General features: G+C 58.2%; 11 protein-coding genes. 1 reads left to right on the top strand and 10 read right to left on the bottom strand.

From position 1 onward, the window contains the following. Window positions 1-375: 375 nt before the first annotated feature. The 8 genes from KJQ12_RS14350 to KJQ12_RS14385 all read right to left on the bottom strand — a co-directional run bounded on the left by KJQ12_RS14350 (window position 376) and on the right by KJQ12_RS14385 (window position 9,500). The gene (locus tag KJQ12_RS14350; protein WP_213485353.1) at window positions 376-864 is read right to left on the bottom strand and encodes a cation:proton antiporter regulatory subunit; all 489 of its coding nucleotides are present in this window, start codon (window positions 862-864) and stop codon (window positions 376-378) included. Window positions 865-888: 24 nt separating this feature from the next. Beyond that, a complete protein-coding gene (locus KJQ12_RS14355; protein WP_015254283.1) occupies window positions 889-2,112 on the bottom strand; it encodes a cation:proton antiporter in 1,224 nt (407 codons plus the stop codon). 181 nt (window positions 2,113-2,293) lie between these two features. After that, window positions 2,294-3,196 carry a carbohydrate ABC transporter permease gene (locus tag KJQ12_RS14360; protein ID WP_213485354.1) on the bottom strand — a complete coding sequence of 301 codons (903 nt, stop codon included), beginning with the start codon at window positions 3,194-3,196 and terminating at the stop codon, window positions 2,294-2,296. Between the two features lie 13 nt (window positions 3,197-3,209). Continuing rightward, the gene (locus tag KJQ12_RS14365) at window positions 3,210-4,178 is read right to left on the bottom strand and encodes an ABC transporter permease (RefSeq protein ID WP_213485355.1); all 969 of its coding nucleotides are present in this window, start codon (window positions 4,176-4,178) and stop codon (window positions 3,210-3,212) included. A 102-nt stretch (window positions 4,179-4,280) separates the two neighbouring features. Continuing rightward, window positions 4,281-6,053: an ABC transporter substrate-binding protein gene (locus KJQ12_RS14370; RefSeq protein ID WP_425315980.1), complete on the bottom strand. Its 1,773-nt coding sequence runs from the start codon at window positions 6,051-6,053 to the stop codon at window positions 4,281-4,283. Window positions 6,054-6,111: 58 nt separating this feature from the next. Then, window positions 6,112-6,903, bottom strand: coding sequence for a response regulator transcription factor (locus tag KJQ12_RS14375; RefSeq protein WP_213485356.1), 792 nt, complete (start codon window positions 6,901-6,903; stop codon window positions 6,112-6,114). Further along, a complete protein-coding gene (locus KJQ12_RS14380; RefSeq protein WP_213485357.1) occupies window positions 6,903-8,702 on the bottom strand; it encodes a sensor histidine kinase in 1,800 nt (599 codons plus the stop codon). Before KJQ12_RS14380 ends, KJQ12_RS14375 begins: the two co-directional genes overlap by 1 nt. Before the next feature lie 36 nt (window positions 8,703-8,738). Then, window positions 8,739-9,500 (bottom strand): response regulator transcription factor, encoded by a 762-nt coding sequence (locus KJQ12_RS14385; RefSeq protein ID WP_213485358.1) that lies wholly within the window; start codon window positions 9,498-9,500, stop codon window positions 8,739-8,741. A gap of 250 nt (window positions 9,501-9,750) precedes the next feature. Here KJQ12_RS14385 and KJQ12_RS14390 point away from each other — a divergent pair, with 250 nt between their 5' ends. Continuing rightward, a complete protein-coding gene (locus tag KJQ12_RS14390) occupies window positions 9,751-11,376 on the top strand; it encodes a helix-turn-helix domain-containing protein (RefSeq protein ID WP_213485359.1) in 1,626 nt (541 codons plus the stop codon). 67 nt (window positions 11,377-11,443) lie between these two features. Here the strand turns inward: KJQ12_RS14390 and KJQ12_RS14395 are convergent, their stop codons facing one another. Beyond that, window positions 11,444-13,012, bottom strand: a complete 1,569-nt coding sequence (locus KJQ12_RS14395; protein WP_213485361.1) for an ABC transporter substrate-binding protein — start codon at window positions 13,010-13,012, stop codon at window positions 11,444-11,446. Between the two features lie 77 nt (window positions 13,013-13,089). Further along, complete coding sequence (locus KJQ12_RS14400; protein ID WP_213485363.1) at window positions 13,090-13,995, bottom strand: carbohydrate ABC transporter permease; 906 nt, start codon at window positions 13,993-13,995, stop codon at window positions 13,090-13,092. Window positions 13,996-14,034: the final 39 nt, after the last annotated feature.

A 14,034-nucleotide genomic window follows, 5' to 3' on the forward strand; every position in this document is an offset into this window, starting at 1 on the left:
TCAGCGCAGCCTCCCGGCTGCGGTTACGAAGTCACTTCGCGTATTCCGCAGGCCTCCCGGATAAGAGCGTCATCTGTCTGCCCGCGACCACTGGAGTTTACAGGATTAGCCCTTGGCGGCTTTGGATTTCGTTGTGTGCTGGCAACTCATCCGACTAACCCTGCCTCGAATCCAGTTCGTGTACCTTGGCCCGTGCGTTTGCCTCCGGCTTCCTTCAGATTCGGCCTCGCGACCGACACCCTTGCCCTCGGCTAATGGTAGGCGCTCGCCAGCCCCCATTCCGGACTTTCACCGTAGAGATGACGCCCATGCCGGGCGTACAGCATGAAGAAGGCTGACCCGCCGGACCAGCCTTCTTCCCCCGCCGTTATGCGATTAGCCGTTCTGCAGCAACTCCTTGAACAGCTTGATCTGCTGACGCTCGCCGGCCACGACGACCGTCATGTCGGCCGTGAGCCGGTCTTCCGGACCGGGGTTGATCTTCTGTCTGCCCTTCTCCACGAAAGCGAGAATGGTCGCCCCGGTCCGCTGGCGAACCTGCAGCTCGGCGATCGACTTGCCGACGCTCTTGTAATGGGGTTCGACCTTGGCCCATTCGATGACCAGCTCGTCAAGCGACACCTGAATCGACTCGAGCGCCTTCGGCTTGTATTGCATGCCCCCGATAATGGAAGCAACCTGTCTCGCTTCATCGTCTTCAAGCGTCACTTGCGAGATCGTCTCTTCCGGATCGTCATCCTCGAAATGGTACAGTTCCCTTCTGCCATCGTCGTGAATGACGATGACCAGTCTGTCTCCCGAATTGGCGTCCACCTGAAACTTTTTGCCAATACCGGGCAAATCGGATTCACGAATGGTAGCCATTGCCTCAATACATCCTCCGTTCCATTAATCGGTACCCGTTTGCTTGACCGGCTCTTTCGCCTTGCTCCAGCCGAAGATGCGGTTCAGAACGCCGTAGATCCGCTTGGACTCCTTCGCAAGCAGCGGACCGGCAATCGCCAGAATCAGAACATACATCGCGGAGAACGGCTGCAGCATGGGAGCCAGCGCAGCCGCCGCCCCCAGGTTGGCCACGATGATGGAAAATTCACCCCGCGCCACGACGGTAAGTCCGATATTCATCGACGCCTTGTGCGACAGACCGGCATTGCGGCCCGCCACCATGCCCGCGACGATGTTGGCAATCAGCGTGATCACGACCGCTCCGACGGCATACCAGGCTGCATCGCCAAGGGTGGTCGGGTCAATGCTGAGACCGAAACTGAAAAAGAAGATTGCACCGAAGAAATCGCGGAACGGCACGACCAGATGCTCGATGCGCTTGCTGTGTTCGGTCTCGGACAACGCGAGTCCGAGCAGCAGCGCGCCGATCGCTTCCGCCACATGCAGTTTCTCCGAGAATCCTGCGACGAAGAACAGGACAGCGAACACCACAATGATGAAGATTTCATTGGACGTGATATTGAGCAGCTTGTTCAGAATCGGATTGGCTTTCCTGCCGATGATGAAGAAAAGCAGCATGTAGCCGACCGAAATGCCGACCGACAGGAGCACGCCGCCGACCGATGTCGCGCCACCCAGCAGCAGACCGGACATGATGGACAGGAAGACGGCCAGGAACAGGTCGTCGAACAGGACCATGCCCAGAATGAGTTCCGTTTCCGAGTTACCGGTCCGGCGCAAATCGACGAGCACTTTCGCGACGATCGCCGTCGACGATACGGACATCATCCCCGCAATGATCAACGCTTCATAGAGCGGGAATCCGGCAGCGAAGCCGAAACCGAGTCCGAGCACAAAATTCAGAATAACATAAACGGAGCCTCCGAACACGATTTTTCTGCCGGATCGAACCAGCTTCGATACGGAAAACTCCAGACCGACATAGAACAGCAGGAACAGCACGCCGACTCTGCCGAGAAACGAAATGACTTCCCGGCTCTCAACGAAGGTCAGATCGATGAGGCCGAGCTCCGGTGCATGCGGCCCGACCAGCATCCCGAGCACAATCAGAAAAGGGATGATCGACAACTTCAATTTTCCGGCTGCGAGTGAGAACAGGGCAATCAACAGTAGTGCGGTCCCGACTTCAAAGATCATGTGATCCATACAACGGTTATCTCCCCCCTCGGCCTTCGTGATGCTCGTGTCCATTATACCTGAATCGCGAAACGATATCCAATTCGTATGAACAATTTATCCTATATTAATATTATGAAATGAAAAAAGCCCGCCCAGACGGCGACTTCGCCGCCTGGACGGACCGCTGACCGTATGTTGCCGCATCGTCTCAATCCTTCATGCTGCCAAGCTGCAATCCATGCACGAAATATTTCTGCAGGAACGGATAGACGAGCAGAATCGGAACGGAAGCCACGATGGTGATCGCGGCCCGGATCGACACCGGCGTCACCTGGGTGAGTTTGGCGCTCGGGTCCGCTCCGTACATGGCGGCGGCGCTCGTGCTCTGGACCATGGTCGAGGACAAGAGCTTCATCAGTTCATATTGCAAGGTGCTGAGATGCTGCTTCGATGAAGCGAACAGGAACGTGTCAAACCACGAATTCCATTGTCCGACCGCGATGAACAGCGCCACCGTCGCCAGAACCGGCTGGCAGAGCGGAAGGACAATATAGAGGAACGTACGGAAATCCCCCGCGCCGTCGATCTTCGCCGATTCAATGAGTCCGTCAGGCAGCTGCTGCATGTAGGTCCGGATGACGATCATGTTGAACGCGCTGATGAGCCCGGGAATGATGTATACCAGAAACTTGTTCAGCAGGTTCAGATCCTTGATCAGGAAGTAATACGGGATCAGTCCCGCGTTGAAATACATCGTGAGCACGACGATAATCGTGATCGGCTTGCGGAACACGTACTCCCTCCGGCTGACCGTATAGGCAAGCATCGAGGTGAGGAACAGGCTGATCACGGTGGCGATCACCGTACGCGCGACGGATACCCAGAACGCGTTGTAGATCGTCCCGCTCACGAAGACGGCCTTGTAGTTCTGCAGCGACCATACACGCGGCCACAGGTAGATGCCGCCGCGGATCGTGTCGTTGCCGGCGTTGAACGATACGGCCAGCGTATTCAGAAACGGATACAGCGTGACGACGGCCAGCATCAGCATGGCCAACGTATTCAACGTATGGAAGACAACCGGCTCCAGCTGCGGTGTGCTTCTTCTCATCGGTCCGCCCTCCTCATATCAGCCGCTCCTCTCCCAGCCGCTTCGCGATCGTGTTGGCCGCGAAGATCATCGTGATGCTGACGACCGTCTTGAAAATGCCGGCCGCCGTCGCCAGTGAATAGTTGCCGATCTGCAGCCCGTACTTGAGCACGAAAATGTCGATCGTCTGCGACCAGTCGACAACGACGCCGTTGCCGAGCAAATATTGCACCTCGAATCCCGCTTCCAGAATCCAGCCGAGATTCATGATGAGCAGGATGACGATGATCGGCTTGATGCCGGGAAGCGTGATGTGCAGCATCTTCTGGTACCGGTTCGCACCGTCCATCTCCGCGGCCTCGTACAGCGCCGGATCGATCGAAGCCATGGCAGCCAGATAGATGATGGCGTTCCAGCCGACTTCCTTCCATACATGCGCGGCGCCGACGATGCCCCAGAAATAATGCGGCTCATTCAGCCACATGATCGGCTCGCGGATGATGCCGAGTTTCATCAGCACGACGTTGACGATGCCGCCTTCCACCGACAGCGCGTTCGCCACGATGCCCGTTACGATGATCCACGACAGAAAGTGCGGCAGATAAGAGATCGTCTGGATCGTCCGCTTGAAGAAACGCTGCCGGACTTCATTGAGCAGAATGGCGAACGAGATCGCGGTCACGAATCCGAGCACCATGTTGATGAGGCTCATTGCGACTGTATTGCGCAGCACGTTCAGGAATGCCGCATCGCCGAACAAAAACTTGAAATGTTTGAACCCGACCCATTCCTGTTCCCAGAACGAAAAGCCGGGCCGGAACTGCTGGAATGCCATCGTCCAGCCCCAGATCGGAAAGTAGGAGAACAGGATCACATAAGCCACGATGGGCACCGACATCAGGATGAGCTGCGTCTGCCCCTTCATCCGGCGCAAGAAGGACGTTCTCCGGCCGGCCGGAGACGCGCCGTCCTCCCGCGCCGGCAGTTCCGTAACAACCGCCATCAACACACCTCCCGCATAATCCGTCCCCGACTCGGCAGGCACAAGAATTCGGAAAGCACGAGGCGCTTCAAGCCCGTGCTTTCCGAACTTCTGCCCGAACGATTATTCGGTGGACCAGTTCTCGATCCGCCATTGCAGTTGTTCGTTGACGCGGTCCAGATACGCCTGGACGTTGATCTTCTCGAACGCTTTGACGTAATCGTCCCATACCGCGTCGAATTGCCCCGGCTTCGCCATGATGGCCTGCGGCAGATATTTGAGCGACGTGTCGGTCATTTGCTGACCCGCGATCGCCGCTTCCGAACCGTCAATCAGGTCAATCTGCCATGCCGGATAATACACCGGGTTTTCCGGCGGCGGCGAGAAGAAGTCGGTCCAAGTCTTGTACCCGTACGCCTCAAGCAGTTCCCTGTCTTCCGGTTTCAGCGATTCGAAATATTCCTCCGGCTGGTTGCCCGGAGACGTCGCGTTGCCGTCGCTGAACGTGCCTTCGATTTTCGGGATGTAGCCGAACAGCGCATCCGCCCTGTTCGCCAGTTTCCAGGTCGGGTCTTCCTGCTGCGCCCGCTGCTCCGGCGTCCGGTAGAAGCGGCCGTTCTCGTCGACGTGATAGTCGATGCCTTCTTCGCCCCAGGAGAGGATTTTCTGCCACTCTTCGGTGATCAGCGCATCCAGGAACTTGATGATGCGCACCGGGTCCTTGGCGTCCTTGCTGATGCCGAAACCGTTGTTCAGGTTCGGCACGGGCCGGTCGAGATACCAGTCGCGGATGCTCGTGTCATAGACGAGCGGGAAGCCGACATAGGTGTCCAGAATCCGGCCTTCCGCGATCAGGTTGTCTTCCGCCGGCTGGAAGTTCCAGTGCTGGTCGAACATCGCGACGACGCGGCCGGAAGAGAGTTTCGCGAGATACTGGTCGTAGTTCTGGACGAACGCTTCCTTGTCGAACAGTCCTTCGTTGTAGAGGTTGTTCAGCTCCTGATAATAACGCTTCGCATAATCCTTGACGGCGAACACTTCCGCCACACCGTCCCGCACGACGACGCCGCCGTCGTTCGGATGGCCGATCAGATGCTCCGGCGGGTTGAGCAGCGGGAACGTTCGCCAGTCGGAAGCGAGCGCCGTGTAGCCGATCGTCGGCTGGCCGTCTTCCGTCGTCGGATGCTTCGCCACATAATCGCGGACGAGTTGCATGAATTCGTCCAGCGTCTTCGGTTTCGGATAGCCGAACTCTTTCAGCACCTTCTTCTGGATCCAGAACGCGGGCCCGGAATACCAGGTGGGTTTGAACTCGCCGTGGATGATGCCGTAGTTCGGCAGCCAGTAAATGTGGCCGTCGCTCGAGTCCTTCATCCTGTTCCATGCTTTCGCGAAGTGCTTCCTCAGATTGGGCGCATGCTCTTCAATCAGATCTTCGAGCGGGATGACCGCTTTGGCCGCGACCAGTTTCGTATCGGCCGTGATCAAGTCGGGATATTCCCCGCCGGCAATCATGACACCCAGCTTCTGCTGCAGGTCGCCGACCAGAAATTCCATTTCGAGCGTGACGCCGAGCTCATCCCGGATCTTCTTGTAGATCCGGTTGTCCGGCGTCGGCGTCTGCTGCGGCGCGCCGATGAAGGCCGTGATCGTGATCGGCTCGAGTTCGCTACCCGTTCCTTCTCCGCCGCCGTTGCCGTTGTTGCCGGTTCCGCTGCCCGTCTCTTGCCCGGACGTGCCGCTCCCGCCGCCGTCACCCGACTTGCCGGAGCATGCGGCAAGCACCATCATCAGCGCCAGCGCAATGGACAAATAGCGCCAAAATCTTCTTTTCTTCTCCCCCGTCAAAACCAACAGCCCCTCCTTAGCGTTGAAATGATGATCTTCAACCCTCATTATGAGAGGGTGTAAACGGTTGCAAAATAACCAGATTCAAGCACCGTCCCCCTGAAATTCAAGATGTTGAATCCGTTTTCGTTTTGCCGGAGGCCCGCAAGCGGTATGCCGCCGGCTTCATGCCCGTTCTTCGCTCGAACTGCTTCAAGAAATACTGATACGCATTGTATCCCACCGATTCGGCGATTGCGCCGAGCGTCATGTCCGTGCTCTCCAGCAGCCGCTTGGCTTCCTCGATCCGCAGCTCATGCACGTAGTCCAGAATCCCGATGCCGTATTTGCGCGCAAACGATTGGCCCAGATAAACGGGATGCACATAGAATCGTTCGGCGATCTCCCGTATTGTCAGGGAACGTCTGTAGTGGGCGCGCAAATACTCGGCCACCTCGGCCTGGATGCCGCCCGTCTCCGGCGCGTGCGAGGCTTCCGGCGGCTCTATGTCGTCCGATGCCAGGTCCGCACGCTCCCGTTCGCGCAATTCAGCAGCCAATCGGCCCAGCATCTCCTCGGCCTCGGACGGAATGACCGGCTTGGTCAGGTAATGGGACACGCCGAGGCGGACGGCGCGGGCCGCGTATTCGAAGTCGTGGTAGCCGCTCGCGATCACGAACAGCAAGTCCCGATGCCCCGCGCGCTGCGCTTCTTCGATCAAGGCGAGCCCGTCCATGACCGGCATGCGGATGTCGGTCACGACCAGATCCGGCGGATCGATCCGAATCCGCAGCATCGCCTCTTCTCCGTCCCGGCAGGTGCCGGCCACCCGAAAGCCGAAACGTTCCCAGTCCACCATCAGCTGCAGACCTTCGAGCGCATGCGGCTCGTCGTCCACAAGCAAAACGCTGTACGCCATCATCGCCCCTCCTTGCTTTCTTCTTCGATCAGCAGCCTGATCGGGATGCGGAACCCGACGGTTGTGCCCTCGCCCGGCCTGCTATCAATCCGGAATGCCGCCATGCCGCGGTAATACAGTTCCAACCGCTTGCAAACATTGCGGATGCCGACATGCTCATGTCCGCCGCTGTCGGACCTGGCCATGTCCATCACTTGCCGGAGCTTCTCCTCCTCCATGCCGATTCCGTTGTCGGCCACCGTTACGGCAAGCGCCTGATCTTCCAGCTTCGCCGTGACGGCGACTCTCCGATTGTCCCTCCTCGCCTGCAAGCCGTGCTTGCACGCATTCTCGACAAGCAGCTGGACGCTCATCCGGGGAATCCGCATTTCGTTTGCGTCCGGATCGACTTCGAAAGCGTATTCAAACAAATCGCCGAACCGGAACTTCTCGATTTGCAGATACATCGCCGTGAAGTGCAGCTCTTCGCGAAGCGGAATCAGATCATCTCCGCGGCTCAGCATCTGGCGCATGAGCAGCGACAGGTCGCGGATGACGGAAGCGACATCGCGGTAGCCGTTCTTGACGCAGACGACATAAAGCGCGTTCAGCGTGTTGAACAGAAAATGAGGATTCACCTGGCTGTGCAGCGCCGAAAGCTCGGCGCGCAGATGCTCCAGTTCCAGATTCTTCTGGCGGATCTCCAGCTTGTAAACTTCATGGATCAGCGAATGGATCTTGACCGCCATGGCGTTGAACGAACGGATCAGCGCGCCGATCTCATCCCTGCCCTCCGCGATGGCGATCGGTTCGAATCGTTCGTCGCGGATGCGGGCCATATGTCGGGCGAGCTTGTTCACCCGTAAATGGTAGGAGCGGAACAGCACATTGATGAGAATCGTCGGAATGATCGCGCTGACGGCCGCGAGCCACAGGATGGACCGGCGGGCGGCGTCATGCAGCATTTCGATACGTCTTGTATCCGCGATGCCGATGAGCTTCCATCCCTTGATGTAACCGGCTTGTCCGAGCGTATGCTCAATGACGTAGCCGGAACCCCGTTCCGGCGGCACCGTGATGACCGAAGAAGCGACGCCGGTCCGGAAGGATATGCTCGCGCTGTCGAGAACGACGCGGTCCCGGTCGTCGATGAGCAGCAGCCGCAGCCACCCGTCTTCCCGTTTCATGATGCTGTAGATTTTCTCGGGATTCAGGTCGACGCGCAAATATTTCTTGTACCTCGAATTCGCGGCGTACAGGTTCATCTTGCTCAGCACGCTGATGCGCTGGCCGGAATTGAGCACATCCCGTTCTACGTAAGCGGCCAGGCGCACGTCGCCGTCCCGGCCGGCGAACTGATCCAGCCAGGGCAGAGCGCCGCTCAGGCTGCCGATGACGTAGTAGTTCGAGCCCGACTGGATGGAGTCGTTGTCCGTGTAAATCCGGATGTCCGATATGTTCGGATAGGTGGACGTATAGCGGGTCAGATTGTTCCGGAGAAAATCATGGTATGCGACGAAATATTCAACGGGATCGGCATATGTCCGGTCCAACACCTCGTTGATCGCGGCGTCGCTTGCAATGGACCGGCTCAGCGCGACGGATTCTTCAATCAAGCCGAGCAGTTCGCCGGATGCGCGTTCGATCGATTTCTGCAGATTGTCCATCTCGCGCAGCTTGATGTCCGCCGAATTCCGCTGGTAGAAGAACACGTTGATGACGATGATGGGCAGCAGCACGCACAGAAAGTAGATGAGCAGAAATTTGTATTTCAGAGGAATGTCATTAATGCGTTGAAGGAAAGCGGCCGGTCGGAACATCCCGCATCCCCTCCTTCCGGGGCATGAGGCGCGGCTTCAGCCTTCCCGGACGCCGGACCGGTATTCGGAAGGCGTTACGCCGACCATCGCCTTGAATTTCCCGGTAAACGCATCCGGATCGTGATAGCCGAGCTGCTGCGCGATGTACGCGATCTTGTGGTTCGTCCGGCGCAGAAGCTTCCGGGCTTCCGCGATGCGCAGCCGGTGCACATATTCCGGGATCGAATACCCGGTCTTCTGTTTGAACAGTTGGCCGAGATAAACGGGATGATGCCCGACAAGCCGGGCAAGCCGGGAGATGCGGATCGTCTCGCGGTAATGCTCCTTCACGTATTCGATCACCCGGCCGACGGCTCCGCCCGGCGGTTCCGCCGTCCCGCCCGCATCCGCGGCGGCGTCCGCGCCCGGCGCCTCCCGGCTTGCGGCCAGTTCCGAGAGCAGACCGTGGATCTCCTCGGGGATCAGCGGTTTGAGCATATAGCGCTCAATCTTGTAAGGCATCGCCCGTCTGACATAGTCGAATACCGGATAGCCGCTCATGATGACGATTTTCGGCCCGCCCCCGGAACCCGGATGCCGCTTCTCCCTCAGCTTGCGGATCAGATCGATGCCGTCGATTCCGGGCATCCGGATGTCGGTGAAGACGAGATCGGGCTGGGTTGTGTCGGCGAGCTTCAGCGCTTCTTCCCCGTTGGATGCGGCCGCGCACAGCTCGAAACCGTAGGCATTCCAGTCGATCATCGTCTTCCAGCCTTCCAGCATGTAAGGTTCGTCGTCGACGACCAGTACCTTGCGCATCTGTCCATCGCCTCCCCGAAGCGAGAATTCCGGTTTACCATTTCTGTAGGAACATGGTAGTATCGATATATCCAGGGATGGCTTGTCATGATGACAAAACCGTTGCTTGTTGCTAAAACGAAATTACAACAATCAAAACCAATCTGTCCATGTCAAATCAACGATACAAAAAGTAAAATCAGTGATTTACTTCCTGTCACGCGGTTTTCATGATGATGTAGAAGCCGGAATAACGAATGGGGGCTCCGCCATGTACGATCTGCTGATAGTGGACGACGAACCCATCGCCGTCCGCGCCATCGAACGCGGCATCGATTGGTCGGACCTGGACATCCGACGCATCCATACGGCCGGCGATTATGAAGATGCCGTCGAGATTCTGGACAACCATCCGGTCCGGATCCTGATCACCGACATCGAGATGCCGGGGACGAACGGCATTCGTCTGCTCGAATATGTGAACCGCTGCTATCCGCGAGTTCGAGCCATCGTCACGACCGGACACAGCCAGTTCGAATACATCCAGAAGGCGCTGCAATACCGGACCCTCGACTACCTGCTCAAGCCGCTGGATTTCAAGCAATTGAAATCGATCGTTGAGCGGGCCATCCGGGAATTGGACCACGAGCGGGACATGGAATCGCTTCATCGCAGTTACGAGGAATCGCAGCTGCAATGGCAGCGAAACTTGCCCATCCTCGAAGACCGCTTCTGGCAGGATGTGCTGAACCACCGGATTCGACTGACGCCGGACAATATCCGGTCGACCATCGAATCCTACCGGATCAGACTGCGTCCCGACCTTACGATTCTGCCGGTGCTCATCAGCATCGAGCTGTGGCACGGCTCGTTCAGCGCGTCCGAAGAGGAAGCGCTGGAATACGCGCTGCGCAAAGCAGCGGAAGAACTGATCCTCCGGGATGATCTGGAGGGAAGGTCCGTGCACGACCGCAACGGCGTGAACGTGCTCTTGATCTATCTGGCGGAAGGGGCCGAGCCGATTCCGCAGCAGCAGCTGACGGAACGATGCCGGAACTTCGTCGAGACCTGCGGGGAAATGTTTTATTGCTCGGTCTCCTGCTACATCGGAGACCCGTGTCCGATCGAGCAGGTGCCGTACAGCTTCCGGCAGCTGCTGCGCGCCGAGCGGGACAACGTGACGGAGATGCGGACGGTCTGCTGCGCCGCATCCGCCCGGAATCGCGACATCCATGTCGATATCCGGCTCCCCGCTTTCGAGGAGTGGCAGACGATGCTGGAGACCGGCCGCAAGACCGAATTCCTGCATGCGCACGACGAGTGGTTCCACTCGCTGGCCGATTCCGGTTCCGCCACGCCCGAGACGCTGCGGGCGTTCTGCATCGGTTTCATGAACATGATCTTCCAGGTGTCGAGCGTGCACGGCATTCCGCTCTCCGAGCTGCCGATCTTCGGCGATGACAACGATCTGTATGCCCACTGCCGGTCGATCCAGACGCTCAGCCTCTGGTCTGCCCGGCTGACGGAGGAACTGTTCGCGCGCTGCCAGAAGCTCGGCCGTCCTTCATTGCGCTCGCCGGCCATCGAGACGACCCTCGCCCATATCAACGAAAATCTCGATGAAGATCTGTCGCTGGAATCGATCGCCCGGCTCGTCCATCTCAATCCGGCCTACCTGTCGAGACTGTTCAAGAAAGAAATGGGGGTGTCGATGAGCGAATATATCATACAAGCCCGCATCACGCGAGCCAAGGACATGCTCCGGTCGCCGGACGTCAAGATCAGTTCGATCGCCGCTTCCGTCGGCTATACGCACTTCTCCCACTTCGCCAAAATGTTCAGGCGGATCGTCGGCATGTCCCCGCATGAATATCGCAATCATTTCCTGCAGCGCTGATCCTTCGGGAAAAACCAGTCCGTCCCCGCAGGCTACGGACCTGTTGCGGGGACGGATTGGTTGTTTTTTATTTTTTCGCAGCCAGGAACTCGTCGAGCTGTCTTTGCTTCTCTTGCAGCACCTTGTAGGCGCCGGCTTCCTTCGCCTTCTCGATGTATTTCGGCAGCACTTCGTCCGGATCGACGGAGCCCGTCTCGAGCGCGGCGGTGAATTCGTCGCGGATATTGTTCAGGACCGCGAGCTCGGCCTTGACATTGGACGGGTCGAACGTGAAGCCCAGGCTGAGCGAAGGCTCCGCGGATTCGTTGAACTTCCGGAACTGCTCCCACTTGTCGGGCGCTTCATTCTCCCACAGATAGCTGAGGAACTGGTTGCCGAACATCCATTGCGAACCGTGGTTGTAGGCGCGCTTGGAAGGATCGACGCCGTCGGGCAGCTTGATCATGTTGTCGTTGCCCGGAACTTTGACATAGTGCACGCCTTCGATGCCCCAGTCGAGCAGGTTGAGCAGCTCCTTGTCCGTATGCAGCAGGTTCAGCACCATCATCGCCCGCTCCGGATCCTTGGACGTGCGGGAGATGCCGATCATCGAGTTGGTCGTGTCGGCGGTCGTGATGTACGGCGGCACGATCTCGATCTGCGTCAGCGGGAAGCCGATCGTGCTTTCCATTTCCTTGTCCTTGCCCGGCTTCAGGCTCTCCGGCCACATGAACACCCGGCCCGTGCGCGCAGTCTCGTTCGCCTGCAGCGTCGAGGTCGGCGCGTCTTCATTGATGTACCCTTTCAGATACCAGGAGCGAAGGAGCCGCAAATTCTCGAGGTATTCCGGCTCTTCGATCAAATATTTCAATGTCGGATCGGTGGAGCCGAATTTGACGGACCCCGGGACTCCCGGATCGCCGAAGTTGTCATATCCGTTCACATAACCGACCAGCGTCTGCGTCGACGACTGGAACAGCGGCGTGACATCGGGTTCGTTCTCCTTGATGATCTGCAGGAAAGGCTCGAGATCGGCGAGCGTCTTCACGTTCGAGAAATCCATGTTGTATTTGTCCGCAAGGTCTTTCCGCACGAGGACGCCCCACGACGCGGCGATTTCCTTGTTCGTCGGAACGGCATACAGCTTGCCTTTCACGCGTGCGCCTTCGAGCAGGAACGGATCGATCGTCTCGAGGATGCCCTGGCCGTACTTTTCCAGCAGGCCGTCCAGTTCGACGAACGCGCCTTTCGTCACGTTGTCGACGTGGCCGTTCCAGCTGGCGGTGAAGACGAGGTCCGCTTTCTCCCCGGAAGCGAACATGAGATTCATCTTGTCGTTCCATGCGCCCCAGTCGATCGGCTGGATATCGATGGTCGCGTTGATTTTCTCTTTCAGAATCTTGTTCATCGCTTCTTCGACGAGCTTTTCGTCCGGCTGGGGCGAGCCGGGATACATCAGGATCACTTCATAGGGCGGCAGCTTGGAAGCGTCAATTTCCGCCGCCTGATCCCCGCCTCCGGACGAGGAGCCGCCATTGCCCGAATTTGCTCCGCCCTTGCTGTCCGAACCGCCTCCGCCGCTGCCGCCGCATGCGGCAAGCGCGAGCATGGCGGCGAGCATGACCAGCAGAACCAACCGCTTTTTCTTTCTCAACATCTGCACCCTCCCTTGGGACATGCGACTTTATGTCAATCCGGCCTCGCAGCCGTGATTAACCGGAATCTGCCGCGGATTCAACCTTTGATCGCGCCGATGAGGAGTCCTTTGACGAAATACCGCTGGAAGAACGGATAGGCGAACACGATCGGTCCGATCCCGACGACGCACATCGCCATCCGGACCGTCTCCGACGGCAGCTCGACCGCCGAACCGCCTTGCGCGATCCCCTGTGCGGCCTGCGTATTGGACGTCAGGTATTGAATGTTGAGCATTGTCTTGTACATCAGATACTGGAGCGACACTTTCTTGTCGTCCGAGATGAACAGCAGGCTCATAAACCAGTCGTTCCAGTAGTTGAGCACTGTGAACAGCGCCACGGTCGCCAGAATCGGAACGGACAGCGGGAAGATGACCGTTCCCGCGATCCGGAACTCGCCGGCGCCGTCGATCTTGGCGGCCTCGATCAGTTCCGACGGGATGTTCTTGAAGAACGTCCGCATGACCAGGATGAAGAACGGCGCGACCAGCAGCGGAAGAATGAGCGCCCACAAACTGTTCTTCAGTCCGAGAAACCGCACATAGACCAGATAGAACGAAACGAGACCGCCGTTGAACAACATCGTGAAGAAGACGAAGAAGGCCAGCGGACCGCGGAACGGCAGATCGTTTCGCGAGAGCGGGTACGCGTACATCGCCATCATCGACACCCCGAGCAGCGTGCCCGTCGCCGTGACGAGGATCGTTACGCCGTAGGAGCGCAAGATCTGGGTTGAATCCTTGAAGAGAAATTCATAGGCGTAGGTGCTGAATTTCTCCGGTATGAACTGGTATCCGTTCGCGACAACCGTCAGTTCGTCCGTGAACGACACCGCCACGACGAGGAAGATCGGTACGATGCACAGGATCGTGTACAGGATGAAAATGATGTGAAACAACGCGCCGGTGGCCGGATGAACCGAGTTGAGACCGCGTTTCAGCAAAATTCCTCATTCCTTTCCCTGGCAAGTCCAGCGTGCGGC

The sequence above is a fragment of the Thermobacillus xylanilyticus genome (genome assembly GCF_907165215.1).
Classification (GTDB): domain Bacteria; phylum Bacillota; class Bacilli; order Paenibacillales; family Paenibacillaceae; genus Thermobacillus; species Thermobacillus xylanilyticus.